Genomic DNA, 19,062 nt, shown 5'->3' on the forward strand with positions numbered 1-19,062 from the left:
CGCGTTGAGGGTTTTTGTTTAAGTAGAAGTCACCAAAATTCGCTGGAACGTTACCTGATAACGGGTCAGTAACAGAATTTCTTGACGACAATAGAGCATTGGAACCACCTGATCCCATCCCGAACTCAGTAGTGAAACGATGTATCGCCGATGGTAGTGTGGGGTTTCCCCATGTGAGAGTAGGTCATCGTCAAGATTGAATTCCGAAACCCCTCATCGCTCACGCGATGAGGGGTTTTGTCGTTATGGGCCAGCACTAAGCCTGAGAAGCCATTCCGGCCTTCCTGCTTAGAGGCCTGTTTTCAGGCAAACAGATTGCGCACGTTGCCCATTGCCCCTTCAGCAAAGCCCTGGAGAAACTCTTGAAAGGCTTCGCCCTCTGGCCCCCCCTGAACAGGATCGGCAATAATCGTCCAACTCGCCACGCATGTTTTTTCACCATCAGCCTCAACAGTCATTGCCGCCCATAGATTGCTGACCGGCAGACTGGTGTGGATCAGCGACCAGGTCATGTACATCGCATCATCATCACGAGTGTTCAACTGCTCAATGGCCACATTGCCATCCTTGAACAGCTTCCTGCGAACCGAGCCTGCTCCTGCGCCCGTAACCTCGGTACTGTCCAGCGCCGTTATGAATGCTTGAAACCCGCCGAAATTACCCACGATTGCCCATACGTCATGCGCATCGCCAGCGACATTCACTGCGCATACCACGCGGCATATGTGTGGGTTTTTGATCAGGGTGTCCGGCTTCAGATGGCTGTGAAATGTATGCATGTCGTTCTCCATTTATTACGTCAGGGGGCTATTGCTCAGATGAAGTTGATTTCTTTCAGGTAATCGCAACCCCTGCGTAGCAGTGTCGGGGTCTTCCGTGGGTAGCGCTCGCCCATGAGGCGGATGCCTTTCAAGGCGTTCTGATACTCGATCATCGAAATGTCGCCGATGTCCTCTTCAAAGCCGTCGAGGTAAAAACCCAGCACGCCAAATAACGCGTTCTGACTGTCGACTCTGCTGAGCTGGGCCTGCCACTGCGCTACGCTGACCAACTCGTATGAGCGCCCCGCTTCGCGGAAGGCTTCCACGTAACAGCTCCAGCTCAAGGGCTCGGGGTTATGCAAGTTGAAGACAGCACATTCGGGCTCATGGCGACTGGCATGGAAACTGATGAACCGCGCCAGAAAGTCCACCGGCATCAGATCGAAATGGATGTCGAACGCCGGGACCTGGCCCAGCTGCAAAGAGCCCTTGAGCATCAGCATCAAACGGTTCTTCTGTGGCTGGCATACACCGGTGCTGCTGTTGAAGGCGATGTTCCCGGGTCTAAAGATGTTTACCCACGCGCCTTGATCCTTGGCACGCTGCAGGAGCCGCTCAGCCACCCATTTCGAAAGGTTGTAGCCGTTCTTGATGTAGATCGGCGGTGTATCGGCTGCAGGCTGCTCAAGCACCTTGCCGGTCGCATCGACAGCACTCGATGCGGACAACGTCGAAACGAAGTTGAAGATCTTCTTGCTGCGTCCTTCACACAGCTTCAGGCACTCGAATATGGGGGCGACGTTGTCTCTGGCCAGTGCTTCATAGTCCTGAACATGGTTTACATTGGCTGCGTTGTGTATCAGCGCCCCGAACTCACGGTCCAGTCGTTCATACACCTCCTCACTGAGGCCCAGTTCGGGCAGCGTGATATCCGCTGCGTAAACGCGCACACGGCTCAGGTCCAGGTGTTCCAGCCGGTTTTCCCGGAGTGAATGCTCAAAGCGCTGCTGCGCGTTTTGCCCCGGAGCCTCACGCACCAGGCAGGCGATTTCAGTCGCCCCCCAATTCAACAGCGCTTCGACGATATGCACACCGAGAAAGCCGTTGGCACCGGTAACGATCACTTTATGAACATCGCCCAGCTTGCTGACAGGCAATGCCGCCAGGGTGATGCTCCTGTTTGCATCCTCCAGCGCCTGAGGGCTCACTGTGTGGGCTGACGCACCGTCGCTGGCTAGCAGGCTGGCCAGTGTCAGTACAGTCGGTGCTTCAATAAAGCGGTTGATCGGGATACTGCGCCCGAACCGCTCACGAACCCCGAGCAACAAGCGTGAGAGCAGAATCGAATGGCCGCCCAGATTGAAAAAGCTCTCGTCCGTCGAGATATCACCCGGCGGCAACTCCAACAGCTCGGCCCATAAATCCACCAGCGTCTGTTCCTGCTCGCTGGCAGGCAGGCGAAGGCGGTGCTGCTCTGTAAAACTCAGCGGTATTTCCAGCAGTGCCTTGCGATCGACCTTACCGTTGGCGGAGAACGGCATGCCGGGCAACAGGGTGTACGCAGCCGGGTGCATATACTCCGGCAGCAGGCGTTGCACATGTGCTCTCAACGCCTGTTCATCGTGCGCAGCGTAGGGTTGCGCGAGAAACGCCAGAATTCGACGCTGACCGTCGACCACGACCGCGACTTGCCTGTACAACTGACTGGCGCGCAGACAATGTTCTATCTCTTCGGGCTCGACCCGAAAGCCGCGGATTTTCACCTGATTGTCACGGCGGCCAACCAAAGCGATGCCGTCTGCCGTCCACCTGGCGATATCGCCGGTACGATAGGCGCGTAACTGTTGCCCGTCCGGCAGCGTAAGCCACACATAGCGCTCGGCTGTAAGCTCGGGGTTGTTCACGTAACCCAGACACACACCCGGCCCCACGATGTACAGCTCACCCTGAGTCTGCTCGGCGACAGGCTGCAACTGCTCGTCGAGAATCCACACCTGGCTGTTGGCAATCGGTCTCCCCAGTTGCCGATTGCTGCTGGAAGACCCGAACTCACAGGCCGTGACCAATACTGTGGCTTCAGTCGGGCCGTACAGATTGTGGAAACGACACTGCCCGCTGAGCTGCTCGATAACGTGCGGTTCACAGACGTCTCCGCCAGTCACCACATGCTCAAGCCCCAGCGGCTGATCCAGCGGCAGGATGCTCAGCAGCGCCGGCGGCAGAAACGCGTGAGTGATGCCTGCCTGCAGTACCTCCATCAGTTGTGACGGATCGCGGCGCTGATCTTCATTCGGCACCACCAGTTCGGCGCCACTCAGCCAGGCAGGGAAGATATCGATGACCGACGAATCAAAGCTCAGCGTCGAAAATTGCAGCACCCGGCTGTGCTCGCTCAGGCTCACGTACTCGGCATACCAGGCAGTGAAATGGCTGAGGTTGCGTTGGCTGAGCAATACGCCTTTCGGTTGCCCGGTGGTGCCTGAGGTGTACAGCGCCATACACGGGGTATCCGGACCCGGCCGGACGACTTTCGGCGTCGAAGCCACATCGGCCAGGCTGAGGGCACTGATGTTCAGCGCAGGAAATTCAGCCGCCGCCAGCGGATGCGAGCCATCGTGCAGCAACAGCATCGCACCCGAATTTTCCAGGATGTACTGCTGCCGTTGCAGGGGCTGACCAGGATCAAGCGGAAGGTAAACCGCACCGCAGGCAAGAATGGCCAGGATGCCTGCGTACAGTTCAGGTGACTTGGGCAGACAAATGCCGATGACCGGGGGTGTATCGGCAGTAGCAGGCACGAGCGCCGGCAGCAAAATGCGTTGGATGGCGACGCTCTGCGCATGCAGCTCTCGATAGCTGAACGTCTGATTCTGAATCGACAGTGCAGGGCGTTCAGCAAACCTCCGCAATGCCTGTTCCAGCCGCACGTTGACCGGGGTTTCGGCGAGTTTCAACAAGTGCGGCTGCGCCGTTTGATTCAGGCGATGCTCGAACAGCAACTGATCCACTGCCTGCAAATCCTCCTGCCGTGCATATGAGGCAAGTTGCGCAGTCGGCAGGGTGTTGAAGTAATTTTCGTCTCTGGAAAAGCGGCTGACCTGCAGTGCCGCCAGGTCCACCATTCTTGCCACCGCTTCATCACGCAGCATGCGCCCGTTACCGGACGGCTCGACCGGCAGGCACTCGCAAGCAATCAATCGTCTGGCGTCAGCAGGGCCTTCCCAACACAACAGCTCCAGTCGAGGTTGCGCGTGTTCCCGAGGCCGGCTGAACCCGACTCTGAGGCTAAGCTGCACAGGCCTGTCATCGCTCTGCGGAGCCTCATCCGACGTCAGGCTGCCATCGTTGATCAGGATCGATGCGTCAGATATCGATAAGCCGGGCGGCACATTCCGGTCAGGCAGATGACGCACGCCATGACCATGATTCAGCAGCTCGGCATGCAGTTCGCTCAGGGTCGAGCTATGACCGATGAGCACAATCTCCAGGCGCTTCATTGCACCGTGCTCTGGGCAGGGAGGTAGTCCGCAAGCGCACGCTGCACGCAAGGATCTTCCAGCATCGAACTGCTCTTGAAGAAGCGCACGATGTTGCCGATCAGCGGGTGATGGCGATTGACCGGGAAATCCATCGCCGTTGTTTCAGCCCTGAGAGCTTGTTTGACCGGCTCAGGCACTTCGAGGTGATCAATTAGAGCGAAATCGAAGCCGCTCTGAATATCATTGGTCAAATATTGAGCAATGAACACCGGCATGATGAGGGCGATACACTCACGGTCCTGTTCGGCTGCCGTGTGCCAGTAAATACGCACCAGCCGCGCCCAGAACCCCGAGTGCCTTCCCTCGTCCAGCAAGTGATCCGCCATAAGGCCCTTGATCGACTGTTTGACCGAGTCGTCCTTGGCGAACGCGGCTACGTCGTTGGTGACGGTATTTTCCGCAATGGCGACGCAGATCAGCTCCACCGCACTGCGCAGATGCTCCGGAGCCAGGGCGAGGGCTGCGGGAATGGCACGGCTGAGCTCGATCTCTTCAGGCAGCCGAATGGGCTTGATGCCAGTCAGGGCGATGGTTTGCTGCATGAAGTCCATCGCCACCAATGCGTGATAATCCTCATCGACTACCACCGTCATCGCGTCATAGCGGCAGGCAAACGGAAAGCGGATGGTGAAGTTGTCCTTGGCGATGCTGCGCGCCGTTTTGTCGACGATCTCTGTTTCAAAGATCACCACATCGTTGATGAACTTGTAGAGACTTTGCACCAGCGCGTAATCGCGCAAATGCGCGCACTCCCGGCTAAATGTGTCGCTGAGCACCAACGGTTGGCGGCTGAGGGGATAGATCAGTTTTTCATCGTTTTCGACAATTCTGCGTGGGCGGGTACGAATGGTCGCGCGGCTTTCCCACGCATCGATGAACGACGTGTAGTCTTCTGCTCTCATGATGACTTCCTTCTAAGGGGTCAGAGTGTTGCAACCGAGCTGGCCTGCACCAGTGGTGCCTGCATGCTGATGCGCAGCGTGTCCCACAGCCGGACCCTGCTTTTCACGGCTGCGATAGCCGCCTGGTAAACCTCTTTTTCCCGTTGCGCGTCGTCGCCAACCAGGCGCGCCAGCAAGTGCTCTGCAGCAGGACCGTGGTCTTCGGAGTCCACTTCGATATGGCGCTCCAGGTAATAGCGAAAAGTCGGTGCCTGATCGACGGTGATGCCCCAGTCATCAAGAATGCTCTGGAACATCTGCGGTATAACGCTCTCGCGACCATGCAAAAATGCCGCAGCAACGCTGTGTGCGGGGGCGTGCAGGGCTGTTTCGAGCGTGTGTGTCACGAAGGCCGAGGCCGCCTGACCGGCATTGACCTGCTGCAGCGCCGTCGAGTAGTGGATGCCTTGCCGTTGCAGTTCGATGAAGCGCTCGATCTGCGCGGTGCTTGCGCCGATTTCGCGCATGGCGTCCAGATAGAGTTCGAAATGGCTGTAGTGGCCATGCCCCGGTTTGTCGTCGGACTCTTCTCCCAGCACGATCTCATTGATCAGACGGGCAGCGGAGGCGTCCATCGGTGGCAGCCAGGGCAGGTGCGTGCAGGTCAATTCCTGCTGCAGACGCTTGGTCAAAGACATGAAGTCCCACACCGCGAATACGTGGGTCTCCATAAAACGCCTCAGCACAGGCAATGTGGTAATTTCTGCAAAGATCGGGTGACGGCTTAGTGCTGCTTTTTGATAAGCGAGTAGCGTTTTCTCACAAGACATGGCGATATCCTTTTGGTCATGTTAGTTGTTTTAAGTGGCGCAGTTTTTCTTTGGTGCGTGGCGGTTGGTGGTTATAAATAAGGCCGAAATTTACCGGTTGGCAGGCGAAAGACGTCCTGCTGTTCAAAGCATTAGTTCACAGTGGGCCACACAGTCCTGTGTGGGTTTTGTCGTCAGTTAAAGACGCTGCTGGGTTGCTGAAGGCCATGATGGCCTAGCGGTGCAGCAACAAGGTGGTTGGCTGCGTAGAAAACTTAAAACAAATTTAATCAGGCATGCAATCAATTTTTAATAATATTTAATTGATGTTTTTTTAAAGTAAAGCGGGTGGCTATAAAACATTCTTTCAATGTTTTATTTAGGCGCAGACAACCCTTCCGACTGAAGAGGGTCAGAATAATTACTAATGAGCGAATGCCTCGCTCAGCGTTGTCGTTAAGCCGTCTAATCAGAGTGATGGGTTTTTATGGGCGATCATTGGAAATGACTTCCAATAGGTGTGTGCCCCGTTCAGCAACTCCTTATCCATTGAGTTCAGATGAACAGAGAACTGCCCCGATGCTGCGCGGACAGCTCCAGCCGTCTCCATGGAATACCCTCCGGTTGGGTTCCCTGGGACCACGACCGAGTTTGCCTCATTCCAGTGTCAGGCCACCCGCGATCAGTAAAATAGATATGAAAGTGCCATGCCAGGTGCCGAGACTGCGAGGAGGAGGGGGCAGATAAGGGCGGTCGGTCAATCTGCCAGCTATGTTTCAACGCCGGCAGATCAACGCTTCGCTTGTTCAGGCGGGTTTTTTCTTCGATGCGCGGGCAGGCTTTGCGTTGATAGCCTTGTTGCTGTTCAGGTATTCAGTTACCGCCTTGACGCCGCGGTTGAGGTGCAGCTTCAAGGCTTCTACACAGGGCTCGACGGCCCTCTGCTCGGCAAGCCGCAGCAGCTCCCAGTGATCATCCTGAGAAAGCTTGCCCAGCCCCATGGCTGAAAGATTGAAGCGCAGAAAACGCTCTTCTTCGTTCAGGCCTTCTTCAACAAGGCGCATCAGGCGCTTGTTGCGTGTCTTGGCGTACAACGACAAGTGGAACAATCGATTGAGCTTGCCGATCTGGCCGAAGTCAGTCTCTACCTCAAGCTGTTCGATACAACGTGCGGCGACGGCCAGGTCCTCTGCATCCAGTAACGGAATGGACAGGCGCAACGCCTCGGACTCCAGGAGGATCCGCAGGGCATAGGCGTCTACAGCGTCTTCGGTGATCAATGGCGCTACCACCGCGCCCTTGTGCGTTTCGACGCGCAATAGAGACTGCGCCTCTAGTTGGCGTAATGCCTCACGCACAGGCATCCGGCTGACACCGAACAGCGTTGCCAGCTCCTGCTGACGCAAGGCCGTGCCGCTCGGTAAGCTGCCATCGATGATGGCGTTTCGCAGTTTTTCTTCAATAACTGATCGGGCAAGGTGCGCCGGAGGCTGCTCATTGCCCAATACGGAGCCCAGAAAGGCTTCTCTATCTGATTTACGCATCGGCCTACTTCTTCATCAACCTGACTGGACAGGGTCCACTTAATCGCGGGGCTGCTGACAGACTAGCCAAGCCTTGCCTGCACGTCGCGAAAATAGAAGCTTCATTGTGTGTTGTTGCATGATCCGGGGCGGCATTCCCAGCCTCCGGTGATCAATAAATGCACACCTATCTTAACGCTCATCCGGCCTCAGCACCGAACGAGCGCTCAAAAGCACCAGGTTTCGACCTCGTTTTTTCCGCCAAAGCGCCTGGAACAGCCGTTCCAGCGCGCCATGCTGCTGCCCTTCGCGGCATAAGGCCGCAGGTGAGACGCGCCTCAGCGAACCAGGCGGCCGGACACAAAGTGCTGAACATCATTGAAACCGGGTGTGGAGGCATGTCCGGGTGTGACCAGCGAGTCGATGAAGGCCTCATCTTCAGCCGTGATCTTCACCGCCAGCGCTTTTGTGTAGCCGTCCCACTGCTGTTCGGTTCTGGGCCCGACAATCGCCGAAGTCACCGCCTGATTGTTGAGCACCCAGGCAATGGCAAACTCGACGATACCGACACCTTTGTCCTGCACGTACTCCTGAACCCGCTGCGCGATACGCAACGACTCCACGCGCCATTCGGTTTCCAGCAGCCGCTTGTCCTGACGCCCGGCCCGGCTTTCGCTGTCCGGAGCGATGTCCGGGGCGTACTTGCCACTGAGCACTCCACGCGCCAGCGGGCTGAACGGCACCACACCCAGCCCGTGATAGGCCGCAGCAGTGATCTGCTCGACTTCGGCCTGACGGTTGACGATGTTGTACAACGGCTGGCTGATGACCGGCTTGTCGACACCCAGACGTTGCGCGACGTTGACGATTTCCGCGATACGCCAGCCGCGGAAGTTCGACACGCCCCAGTGGCGAATCTTGCCCTGACGGATCAGGTCGCCAATCGCCGAGACCGTTACTTCCAGCGGAGTGTTCTGATCTTCCTTGTGCAGGTAATAGATATCCACATAGTCGGTATCCAGTCGCCGCAAGCTGTTCTCGATGGCGTTGAAGATATGCTTGCGGTTCAGGCCTGCCCGGTTGGGCAGGCCGTCTGCAGGACCGATGGCGACTTTGGTGGCCAACACCCAGTCGCTGCGCTGCGCCGCAATGGCCCGGCCGACGATTTCTTCCGAGCGACCGCCGTTGTAGACATCCGCAGTGTCGATGAAATTGATGCCCTGATCCCTGGCCTTGTCGATGATACGCAGTGACTCTTCGGCACCGGTCTGCTCGCCGAACATCATCGAGCCGAGGGTCAATGTAGAAACCTTGAGGCCTGACTGGCCGAGGGTTCGATAATCCATGCTCATCATCTCCTTGTCATTCAATCGAGTTCAGGCAACCCCCACGCCTTGAGCGGGAAGTCGGCCAATGAGGCAAGCAGCAGATCTGCGTGCTCGTATTGCTCGACCGGCATGTGCGAGTCCGGCACTGCCACAGCGTACATGCCGGCAGCCTTGGCTGCGGTGACACCGAACGGCGAGTCTTCGAAGACCAGGCAATCTGCCGGGGCAACACCGAGACGGCGTGCGGCGACCAGAAAGATATCCGGCGCCGGTTTGGCCGCGCCCACTTCAGGGTCATCGGCGGTCACGACCGTGTCGAACAGCTCGAACCATGCGCGGTGCAGGGTCGTCTTGGCCTGGAAGTAATGCACCGACGAACTGGTGCCCACCGCAATGGGAATATTGTGGGCAGCCAGATGCCGCACCAGCGCCTCGGCGCCGGGCATTGCCGCAGCGCGTGGGAAACGCTCTTCGAGCATGGGCTCCCGAACCTCGAGAAACTCGTCTATCGACATCGGCAGTTCAAGCGCCTTGATCACGTAATCCGAGAAATCTCGTGCGCCACGGCCAATGGTGTGTTGTTTGACAGACCAGTCGAAGGTTCGGCCATGTCGGCTGGCAATCAGGTGCGTGACTTCCGTGTAGACACCCTCGGTGTCCAGCAACAGACCATCCATATCGAAGATGACGGCCTTGATCGGGCCTCGTTCGTTGTGCTGTTCGCTCATGTGATCCCGTCCGGTTTTCGAATTCGGTTTTCAGCCTAACGTTTCCATGAACACCGTGGCTACCCTGTGTTTCTGATAATCTTTCGCGGTTTTCGGGCTGTGCTACCGGTCCCGGTACGACTTCCCCATCATCAGAACGGATATCTTCAGGTCACTATGAATAAATCAGCAGGTATAGCGATTGGCGTCATTGTCGTAGCGGGCGCATTGGTTACGGGAGGTGCCTGGTACACAGGCAATCAGCTGGAGGGCGCGCTGAACGATTCCATCAGCAAGGCCAATCAGGAGCTTTCCAAATCATTCAACGGCACTGACACCAGCGTCAAACTGGAAATGGTCTCGCTGGAAAAGCACTTCTTCAGCAGCACGGCGCATTATCGTGTCGACATCCAGAACCTGTCCGATAGCACCCAGGGTGGCCAGTTCCTGTTTGTTGACCAGATCGAGCACGGCCCCATACCGCTGTCGCGCCTGAAAACCCTGAACCTGCTGCCGGTCATGGCCCTGAGCAATTTCCAGATGGAAAAAAGCCCTGACGCCGACAAATGGTTTGCGATGAGCAAGGGCGTCCCGCCGCTGAAAGGGCAGGCCAGCATCAGCTATGACCGCGCCACCCGGGGCACGCTGCAAATGGCTCCGCTGGAAATGACCGATGTGGACGGGACGTTCAGCTTCTCGGGGCTGGACCTGAACGTCGAGTCGTCCGCTGATGCCGAGAAATTCAGCCTCGCCGGCAACATGGATAACCTGCAACTCAACGTCGCGTCAGCTGAAGGTCCGGTGAGCATCGAAGTCAAGGGCATGACCTTCGACACTGGCGGCACCAAGGGCAAGTCCGGCTTCTATCTGGGCCACACCAACATGAAAGTCCAGAATGCGGGTTTCCAGTTGGTGGGCAAACCAAAGGTGCAGATCAAGGACTTCACCAACACCAACCTGGCGCAGGAAGACGCCGGTAATCTGGCCGCGCAGGTCAATTACGATGCGGGCATGATTTCCTATGGCGGCAAGGAAGTGGGTGCCGGGCACATGGGCTTCAAGATCGCCAATTTCGATGTGATGGCCACGCAGGCGCTGTATCAGTTGTATCAGGAAAAAATCCTGCCTCAACAACAAGCAGCAGCGCTGGAGAAGCGTCCTTTCCGTCTGGAGCTGAACGCTGCCGATCAAGAACTGATGAACACCCAGATGAAGAAGCTGCTGACTGCCAAGCCGCATATCGAGCTGGAAAAGCTGTCGCTCAAGACCAGCAACGGTGAAAGCCACATGCGCATCGCGGTGGACCTGACCGATCCTGGGGCGCTTGATCAGCCTTCCGATGCGCTGCTCTTGAAAACCCTCGGCGAGGTCAACGCTAAAGTCGTCTTGTCCAAGCCGATGATTCGCGACCTTGCGACACAGCAGGCCATACGCGAAGGCCAGACCGACCTCAAGGTCATCGCAGAACAGGCCAAGGCTGCCAGCGACATGGCCAGCGTCATGGCCGAGATGATGCAACTGGCCAAGGTCGACGGCGACAACATCGTCTCCGACCTGCACTATGCCAACGAAATGGTCGACTTCAACGGCCAGAAAATGACCGTTCAACAGTTCATGAGCAACGTCATGGGCAAGGTCGGCGCACTGGGCGGCCAGTAAGCTGCGGCTGCTTGCTCGGGCTGCGCGATGCCTGTCCCCGAGCGCTTTCAAGCTGATGCGGGAATTTCCTGCATCAGCGTGCTAATCACGCCCAGCGCCCGACGAATGAACTTAGACTGGGGCTACTCAGTATATTGACTACGGAGTGGCTTCAATAGCGTTGGTAGCTGAATGGGCCGTGGACTACTGGTCGCATACGTTGAGTTCATGTTCTGTTTTTTGACACGTAGTCAAAGATACTTTGTAAGGTATTGAGCTTGGCAGTATCTTTGTCCGGGATGCTGAAGCCAAGCGCATCTTCTAGAGCCAAAAACGCGTCAGCGACATCCAGCTCATCCAGCTTTAAATCTTCGTAAAACCTGTCTGTCGGTTTTATGTCTTATTTTGATATGCCAAGTGCGTTGGCCCAAATTTCTGTCACTTTTTCTGTTATCTCGCTCGTGATCGCGCGCTCCTTGCATGCGGGTAAACGTGCTATGAAGGGAAATATTAGGCCGTAGCAGAAGAGCTGTCTGCTGGTAGAAATGACAGGTGTTCTCAAGATCATGTAGCACGATGCTTACAACTGCCGCACTCAGAGGTAATCCGAGAATATTACGGTCCGAACATGTCTGAGCTGCTACGGATTTTCATACCTTACAGGTAAATACCGTAGTACCTACGCTGGTGAATCAGGGGCAGTCAGCATCTAGCCTTTTCGCTATAAGGCCTGACGAGAAATCGCTAGACTCGGCATCTTCCGATAATGACCCAAGGACCTGGCATGCCGCTTTCTTCTGACACCCTGCGCCGTACGCTGGTGGCGTGGTTATACGCCGTCGCCGGGGCTCACGTGCTGGGCAGTCTCGTGTTCACCTGGGCAGGCTTTGCCGGTTTGCTCGATGGCTACCTGACAACGCTCGAACAGGCGTTCTGGACCGATGCGGTTCCCGCTGCTGCGCGTACGCAACAGGTCTGGTGGATGGCGTTGTTCGGCGCCACGCTGCAAACCTATTCGGTGTACATGCTGGCGCTGGTGCATTTGGGCAATCGCCTGAAAAGCGCCATGCCTTGGGGTTGGCTGATCGCCGGTCTTCTGCTCTGGGCGCCTCAGGACATATGGATCTCCGTGCGCGGCGGTGTCTGGTCGCACGTATGGCTGGACATGGCGGCGCTGCTGGCATTGCTGCCGCCGCTGATCTGGCTCTATCGCCATGACCAGTACGCTGCGGCTGCCGATGTGTCGAGAGGGCGTAGTCATGTCTGACTTGCCGCTCATGTACCTGCTGGCGGGCAACGGCAGCAGTGCCGAATGGTGGGACGACGTTCTTCCGCATTTTCAGCGTTATCGGGTTGTACCCCTGGAATTGCCCGGCTTCGGCAGTAACCCGCAGCCGCCGTGCGCTGACATTGCTGGCTACGCCGATGCGTTGCTGGCGGCGACGGAGCGGGGCAGCGCAATCATGGCGGTGGGCGTCAACGCCCTGTTGGTCATGCACGCGCTACAGCGCCAGCCGGGGCACTTCTGCAGAAGCGTGCTGTTGGCACCCGTGGGCGCTTTCCTATGGCAGCGGCGCTTGCCCGCATTGATGTCGCCGCTGCCCATTCGCAAGAGTATTCACTGGCTGCTGGCCAACAAGCCCACGCTGTTTGCGAAGAAGTTTTCCAGACAAACCTGGCCTGCGGCGCATTACCAACGCATGGGAGCTGGCTATGCTCGCTGCCGTGCCTTCGTGCCGTATTGGGACCTGGTGCGCGCCGACACCGCGTTGCCGCTACTGGAGTGGGTCCAGGACCCGATCGAACTGGTTTGGGGCGATCAGGACAAGGTGCTGGGTATCGAGCAGGCCGCCGCATGGTCGGCCATTCTGGCGCGTGCCGACCTGACCATCAGCCTCATACCGGGTTGGGGGCATTACCCGTGGATCGATTCGCCAGCTGAATTCGCCCACTGGCTGGAATCCGCTGAGCGCGGCTTCGTTGCACACACCAAGGGCGGGCGCCTGCGTCTGGCAGCCATCGCCGGCCAGCCAGTGCCAGCGGCGTTGTCACTTGAGCAGGGTAATGACTCGGCGTTGCCTGCGTTTCTGGCCAATCAGCCTGACGCTATCTGGGCAGTGCGCTCGTCCAGCTTCGGCGAGGATCAGGCCGATGCGGCAAATGCCGGTCTGAGCACCACCTTTCTTCGCGAGCCTGCCCATAACGTGCCTGCGCGCATTGCAGAGCTGCACAGCGCCGGGGTCGAAGAGGTTGTGGTGCAGCGCTTCATTACGCCGGTGCTTTCCGGTATCGCGTTTGTGCGTCACCTGTCGATCGAGCTGGAGTGGGTCGAAGGCCATCTGGAGTCGCTGGCCGATGGTCAGGCGAGCCCCGAGCGAGCGATCATCTCGCGCCTCGGCGACGCCTGGAGCAGCGGCAGCTTCAGGCCCATTCATGGATTGACTCAGGAGATGCTCTGGGACTTCCTGCAAGGTGTTCTGCGAGTTTTCCATTACGTGCCAGGCGACGTCGAGTGGGCTTGGGACGGCAGCCAGCTATGGCTGCTGCAGTATCGCCCCATCAGTGATTATGGCTGGCGCAGGCACCTGACCGCCGCCAACATTGCCGAGATCCTGCCGCCTCAGCCCAGCCGCTTTGTGGAATACGCTCAGCGACGAGCTGCAAGCAGCATCCCGGCAATTATGGCGCGCTGGGACCCACGCATATTGCAGGACAACGAGCCGTTCACGGCACTGTTCGGTGCGGCGTGCTACATCAACAACGACTTGTTTCTTGCTCGGCTGGCAGACTGGGGCATTGCGTCCAGCAGCTATGCCGGTGAAGTCGGCGGCGCGACCCCGCACCTGCCTTGGCAACCACTGCGCGTGCTGTGGTCGCTGCCCTTGTTTCTGCGCATGCAGCGCATTGCACGTGGCCATCTGCTGACCCTGGAGCAGCAACTGCATCGGTTTGACCGGGAGCTGCATACGCTGACCGCCCAAGGCGCAGACGGCAAACAACTCGCCGACTGGTTCACCCGTTTCTACGTATTCGTCGTGCAGGGCAACCTGTGCATCGCCACCTCGCTGGCGAGCAGCGGCGGTGATCTGCTGGGACGTCCGCCAACCGCGTACGACGACCTCGAACACTGCCCGCATCGGCTGCCCTGGGAAACCGACCCCGCGACGCCGCGCCCGGCTTCCACGGACCTGCCATTGCAGGCATTTCCGGCCTGGCCGGGTTTCATTCGCGTAGCACACCGCACAGGTCTGCCGGGCATGCGCGGTTACTACCTGCAAGTGCGCGAGTGGTACCGCGACAACCTGATGCGTCTGTTCTTCCACCTGCACCACGCCATGCCCATTGCGGATAGAGAGTACTGGTTTGCACCTCATCCAGACATTCGCAGCCGTGATGGCAGCTTCTGGCAGGACGGGCGCGAAGGCACAGAACAGGCCACCGGTTTCATGATCTACCCAGGGCAGGTGCAGGGCATTCTTGGCGAGGATATCTTGCTGGAAGACACCCTTGACCCAGGACGCCACGCGCACTACCAGAACGCACGCGCCGTGATCGCGCGCATGGGCGGGCGGCTTTCCCACGGGTCTACATTGCTGCGCGAACTGCGCAAACCTTCTGCGGTGCTGCCGAACGTCGATATGGCGTGGGTGGGAAGGGAAGTGCGATACGCGGATGGGGAATTGAGGTTGGTCGAGGGGCAATGACAACGCCTGGTGGCCACTTATCCACAGCGAACCCGCCACCTCATCGAGAGGGGCGGGTGCGCTATGGACTCACCTCCTGTGAGAGCGGCCCCAAGCGCATTCAGCTGGCTACATCTTCAGGTCAGAGACGCATGCCTTTGAACGGGTTCCAGCCTTGCTCGCCTTTTACTTCCTTGAGGTAGTAGGAGTAATTAGCCGTCAGGGAGTACATCAAGGAAAATACGATGTTCAAGCCTGTGCCCAATGCTTTTGGAACCTCCATTCCGAGGATCCCGAAAAGCACACTCAGCACGATGTTGACCACGATGATGATGCCGATCAGCGCCAGGTTTTTCTTCCACAACCCCAGCACGAAGAAATAAATCGGGCCGAAGAAAAACGCGATGATATTGGCGCAAACAAGCAGCTTCTTCTTGAAGTCAGGCAGCGCGTTTACCGCCGGCTTGAAGCGTGGGTCGTTCGGCGCACCGTAAGTCTCGAAAAAGTTGAAGCGCTCCTGCCACTTGGCGCTGTACTTGCCAGTGCTTTGAGTCTGATCGGCTGTGCTCATGGATCTACTCCTCATGTTCCGTTGGGATGACGTGTTCTTCCGGGAAATCCTGTGTTTCTGGCTTACTATTTTGCATCGTGCGCGGGCGATTGTATGGACTTTAATGACGGCTTACTACGCCGTTACCGTTTGTTTCTTGCCCCTGAGAAAGAACACGGTATAGCGAAAGGCTTACACGCGCTGGAGGAAGTCGGCTATATCCGAGCCCACGCAAGGTCAGTAGCATTGGATCCATCAACTGGTGAACAGGAGTTCATCAGGGTCAAGGATGACCGACCATTGCCTGGGAGGCAGCCGACAGGGAGTCGGGATGGTCTTGGAAAAACCCGCTTCGGCGGGTTTTTTGTTGGGCGCGAGAAAGTCTCGAGAGAACCCTGATCATTTGCGGAGCGCTTTTCTCTTGCGCAGGTTTTCACGATGTTTCTCAAGATCCTTGCGGCGACGCATTTCCTGGCGAATCTCTTTGCGCTCGGCTCGAATAATTCTCCATTGCACGCGCAATTCCCGCCCGCGCTGGCTGTTGAGCGACAAAAGGCCCAGCAGCGGGAAAAGCAGCCCCAGTGCGTAAAACATCAGCTCAAAGCGCCGCCAATGCGCAGGCGCAGTCGGCAACACAGCCAAAAAGCAGCCCACCAGAATGGCCGCCAATATCCACACCCCGCAGGCGTGCCCGCGACTCATCATGATGCCGCCGAAACTCAAGACCAGTGTCACCCCCATCAAGAGCATCACCGACTGGCCCGTTCGCTCCAGATCATTCGGAAAGTACGCATCCACCACAATGCCCGCGGTGATGGCGAGGGAGAATATGCCCATGAAGATCGGTGTCAGAAAGGACATCAGATAACGCGAGCGGAAAGCAGCGACGTGGCTGCGGTACATCGCCATGGGCTCCAGATAAGCCGGCTTGCTGCGAGATTGTTTACCCATTGTTCTTCCTTGGTGGGTTTGTGGTGGGGCGGTTGTCTTCTTGGTAGATGGGGTTGTCGCTTCACTTCGTTTGCGGAGTGATATTACCCGCCTTAGTAAACCTTGTTCCCTGTCTCGCCTTCCTTTCGATCCACATGGGCCAACGGTGCATAGCTGCCAGGTTCGTAGAGGTACAGGCTGTTCTGGCCGGGGCTTTCTTCGCGCAGCATGCGCAGGCCTTGCCAGAGGAAGTGTTTGTGTTCGGTCTGGCCTTTGATCTCGGACTGTTTTCCTACGCGTCGGCCCAGGCTGTCGTATTGGTAACTGCTGGTGCTTTCCACCTGCGTGTCAGCCATGGTCGCCGTTATCGTATGCTTCGTCCTGACGCGCATCGTCGTTGACTTTGGCCAGCAGGCGCCCAATCGGGTCGGGCTCCAGATGGGTACTGCGCCGTGGCTGTTCGCCTTTCTCGCCGTAGCCGATTTCCTCGACCTTTGCTAAGTGCCCGCCAGGGTTGTAGCTGAAACGGCGGGTGAGGTTGTCGATGCGCTTTTCTTCGATCAGACGATCTGCGTCGTCGTAGGCAAAGCGGTAGGTCGCATCGTTTTCGTTGGTCAGGGCAACGAGGCGTATGGCCTTGTCGTATTCGTAAGTGATGGTCTGGCCTTCGCCATCTGTGTGGGTCAGGACCTGGCCCAGTTCGTTGTAGGTAAAGGTCTCGCTGGTGCCATCCGTGTGGTTGATGCGCAGCACTTCGCCGTCGGGCTTGCGCTACAGGGTGGTGTTGTTCAGCGCGTCTGTGACGGCCACCAAATAATGGCGCTCGTCATATCGGTAGTACGTGCTTTTTGCCCGAGCAGCCCTGAAAGCGCACGACTTGAGCGAGACCATTCCACCACAGGTATATGTAGATTATAAACCGCATTAACTAGAAGGAAGCTAACAAATGTTAATGGCCTCCTCTGTCAGCTCGATTTTTAAAGAGCTTTAAACTATAAGTGGGCATCATACTCCATGTCTTAATTTTTTATATCCGAACAGGCTCTTTTATAAAGTTGTATTTTTATGATGTAGGCTCAAAGCAGAGTTCTATTACATTTCCTGAGCGAGCAAACTTCATGCTGTAGTTGCCAGGGGCGAATTTTAAGGTTTCTCCTTCTATTACATCAGACCCATCTGGTTCAAGGTCGCCTCCAGACGTGTCCTCTCCTGCCCCAACAAAAACGTTGCCTGATGGGAAGTGTAGATTGAGTGTGCCTGTTTCACCTTCAATAGCTTCCGACACTTTAATAGTATAGTCACCATCATCTCCTAAACCAAGAACAGCGATGTTGCCCTTGTTTACTTCAAGGATCTCATCCTCCACGATGCTCCACCAGTCAGGAGAATCTGGAATTCTATGCTTAATCGCATCAATGTCAAATATTGAAATAGTTGCGGTATTAGTGAAAATAGAAAATTCTTTTAACATATATACCTCAATTGAATATGCATCTCTCGGCCCAATGATTATACATGGCTCCAATTTTTTTCTATCGCTTTTTTTGAAGAAAAGATTGAAAGGCGCAGTAAAAATAAAGTCTACTGCTTTTCCTGGCTTCTGATGAAGGTAGTGATAAGCCAGGAATTTAGAGCCCCCCTTTAAGGGGGGCAAATAGTAAGTGATGATGGTGTATAAGTTATAAGTCTATAAGTTGGGATCGTTGTTAGTTGTTGTAGAGGTCATGCAGGTTGGCATCACCATTCAGTTTCGTCGTCATATTTCCTTCGTAGATAAGGGATAATTCCCCCTTACGTCCAGAGTCTTCAATCGCGCGCACTCCATCTAATACGCAGAAGAAGCCGAAAACAGCTTCCTCTACTGATTTTTTTATTATTTCTTCAATATGTTTTTTTTTCAGCTGTATCTTGTTGATTGTAAAATTCGGAAATTTCTACCAGTTTTTTATCTGGTCTCCTTCCCGGAGGCGAAGATATGACATCTATAGTGTCAGATATAGCAGCATCACTAACAACAAGTCTAATAACGTCAACAAATTCTTGAGGAGTCATTTTATCAATCCTACTTCAGGAAGGCCTCTGGGAACATCTCTTTATTCAGATCAATGAGTTTTCTAATCGCTGATGGCGGACGGTTTTTTCAATCAGGTTGCCCCAGGCGTCGTACTTGTACTCCTGGTTCGCCCACTGTTTGAGGCGGTTGTCTTTGACGTGGTCGAAGCGGCTGGTGTTGAAGTTGAGGCGGTTGGCCGCAGCGTCGTAGCGGAATTCTTCGCCATCGACGACTCGATCGGTGTTGCGCGCCAGCAGCTGGCCATTGGCTTCATATTCGTAACGGGTTTCGCCGCGCAGTTTGTCGAGGGTGCGGCTCAGTTCGCCTGCCGGGTCGTATTCGTAGCGGCGGTGAATCGGGTTGTAGGCGTGTTCGACGTAGCGCTCTGGTTTTATGAGCGGGTTCTGGATCTGTGACAGTTTCTCAGCGGGCAGGGTTGTGGCGTACTGCCACGCCTTGCGCCCCATGCTGTCGTAGCCGAAGCAACTGGTGAGCGTGCCCTGGGTGCGATAGATCTCGCGGTGCAGGTCGTCACGCTCCATGTCGCTGATCAGTTGGCCATCGAGGTTCAATTGGTGCAGGTGACCGCTGCCGTAATACAGGTGGTTCAGGTGCTGACCTGTGGGAAGCGTCAGCGTGATCAGGTTACTGAGTGGATCG

At 56.5% G+C, this 19,062-nt stretch carries 15 protein-coding genes, 1 rRNA gene and 2 pseudogenes; 4 read left to right on the forward strand and 14 right to left on the reverse strand.

The features are described from left to right. The first annotated feature begins 80 nt into the window (after positions 1-80). A 5S ribosomal RNA gene (gene rrf / locus ALO43_RS04220) occupies positions 81-196 on the forward strand. Positions 197-302: 106 nt separating this feature from the next. Here rrf and ALO43_RS04225 read toward each other — a convergent pair. The 7 genes from ALO43_RS04225 to ALO43_RS04255 all read right to left on the reverse strand — a co-directional run bounded on the left by ALO43_RS04225 (position 303) and on the right by ALO43_RS04255 (position 9,569). After that, positions 303-779: an SRPBCC family protein gene (locus ALO43_RS04225; protein ID WP_005895839.1), complete on the reverse strand. Its 477-nt coding sequence runs from the start codon at positions 777-779 to the stop codon at positions 303-305. 35 nt (positions 780-814) lie between these two features. Continuing rightward, a complete protein-coding gene (locus ALO43_RS04230; protein WP_054997159.1) occupies positions 815-4,258 on the reverse strand; it encodes a non-ribosomal peptide synthetase in 3,444 nt (1,147 codons plus the stop codon). Next, positions 4,255-5,202, reverse strand: coding sequence for a diiron oxygenase (locus ALO43_RS04235; protein WP_053932777.1), 948 nt, complete (start codon positions 5,200-5,202; stop codon positions 4,255-4,257). Before ALO43_RS04235 ends, ALO43_RS04230 begins: the two co-directional genes overlap by 4 nt. A 20-nt stretch (positions 5,203-5,222) precedes the next feature. After that, a complete protein-coding gene (locus tag ALO43_RS04240; protein ID WP_053932776.1) occupies positions 5,223-6,011 on the reverse strand; it encodes a DUF3050 domain-containing protein in 789 nt (262 codons plus the stop codon). A gap of 785 nt (positions 6,012-6,796) precedes the next feature. Next, positions 6,797-7,534 carry a GntR family transcriptional regulator gene (locus tag ALO43_RS04245; protein WP_005895847.1) on the reverse strand — a complete coding sequence of 246 codons (738 nt, stop codon included), beginning with the start codon at positions 7,532-7,534 and terminating at the stop codon, positions 6,797-6,799. A 317-nt stretch (positions 7,535-7,851) separates the two neighbouring features. Then, a complete protein-coding gene (locus ALO43_RS04250; protein ID WP_024671400.1) occupies positions 7,852-8,859 on the reverse strand; it encodes an aldo/keto reductase in 1,008 nt (335 codons plus the stop codon). Between the two features lie 20 nt (positions 8,860-8,879). Beyond that, entirely contained in the window at positions 8,880-9,569 is a 690-nt protein-coding gene (locus tag ALO43_RS04255; RefSeq protein WP_005895854.1) for an HAD-IA family hydrolase, read from the reverse strand. A gap of 156 nt (positions 9,570-9,725) precedes the next feature. Between ALO43_RS04255 and ALO43_RS04260 the strand changes: the two genes are divergently transcribed. After that, positions 9,726-11,207 carry a YdgA family protein gene (locus tag ALO43_RS04260; RefSeq protein ID WP_024671399.1) on the forward strand — a complete coding sequence of 494 codons (1,482 nt, stop codon included), beginning with the start codon at positions 9,726-9,728 and terminating at the stop codon, positions 11,205-11,207. 205 nt (positions 11,208-11,412) lie between these two features. Here ALO43_RS04260 and ALO43_RS32020 read toward each other — a convergent pair whose 3' ends face one another. After that, positions 11,413-11,583, reverse strand: a complete 171-nt coding sequence (locus ALO43_RS32020) for an acyl carrier protein (protein ID WP_174518487.1) — start codon at positions 11,581-11,583, stop codon at positions 11,413-11,415. A 387-nt stretch (positions 11,584-11,970) separates the two neighbouring features. Between ALO43_RS32020 and ALO43_RS04265 the strand changes: the two genes are divergently transcribed. Beyond that, the gene (locus ALO43_RS04265) at positions 11,971-12,453 is read left to right on the forward strand and encodes a hypothetical protein (RefSeq protein WP_054997160.1); all 483 of its coding nucleotides are present in this window, start codon (positions 11,971-11,973) and stop codon (positions 12,451-12,453) included. After that, complete coding sequence (locus ALO43_RS04270) at positions 12,446-14,890, forward strand: alpha/beta fold hydrolase (protein WP_054997161.1); 2,445 nt, start codon at positions 12,446-12,448, stop codon at positions 14,888-14,890. The genes ALO43_RS04265 and ALO43_RS04270 overlap by 8 nt, the downstream gene beginning before the upstream one ends. Positions 14,891-15,011: 121 nt before the next feature. Here ALO43_RS04270 and ALO43_RS04275 read toward each other — a convergent pair whose 3' ends face one another. The 6 genes and pseudogenes from ALO43_RS04275 to ALO43_RS30640 all read right to left on the reverse strand — a co-directional run. Then, complete coding sequence (locus tag ALO43_RS04275; RefSeq protein WP_005895861.1) at positions 15,012-15,440, reverse strand: DUF2628 domain-containing protein; 429 nt, start codon at positions 15,438-15,440, stop codon at positions 15,012-15,014. Between the two features lie 378 nt (positions 15,441-15,818). Beyond that, positions 15,819-16,370 (reverse strand): hypothetical protein, encoded by a 552-nt coding sequence (locus ALO43_RS04285; RefSeq protein WP_005888883.1) that lies wholly within the window; start codon positions 16,368-16,370, stop codon positions 15,819-15,821. Positions 16,371-16,465: 95 nt separating this feature from the next. Continuing rightward, positions 16,466-17,253, reverse strand: a pseudogene (locus ALO43_RS31020) (hypothetical protein); the annotation flags it as partial. Between the two features lie 159 nt (positions 17,254-17,412). Then, positions 17,413-17,820, reverse strand: coding sequence for a DUF6386 family protein (locus ALO43_RS04300; protein ID WP_054997164.1), 408 nt, complete (start codon positions 17,818-17,820; stop codon positions 17,413-17,415). 410 nt (positions 17,821-18,230) lie between these two features. Further along, entirely contained in the window at positions 18,231-18,401 is a 171-nt protein-coding gene (locus ALO43_RS31105) for a hypothetical protein (protein WP_217999768.1), read from the reverse strand. 78 nt (positions 18,402-18,479) lie between these two features. Then, positions 18,480-19,062 (reverse strand): annotated as a pseudogene (locus ALO43_RS30640) (type IV secretion protein Rhs); the annotation flags it as partial.

The sequence above is a fragment of the Pseudomonas tremae genome (genome assembly GCF_001401155.1).
In the GTDB taxonomy this organism is placed as follows: Bacteria; Pseudomonadota; Gammaproteobacteria; order Pseudomonadales; family Pseudomonadaceae; genus Aquipseudomonas; species Aquipseudomonas tremae.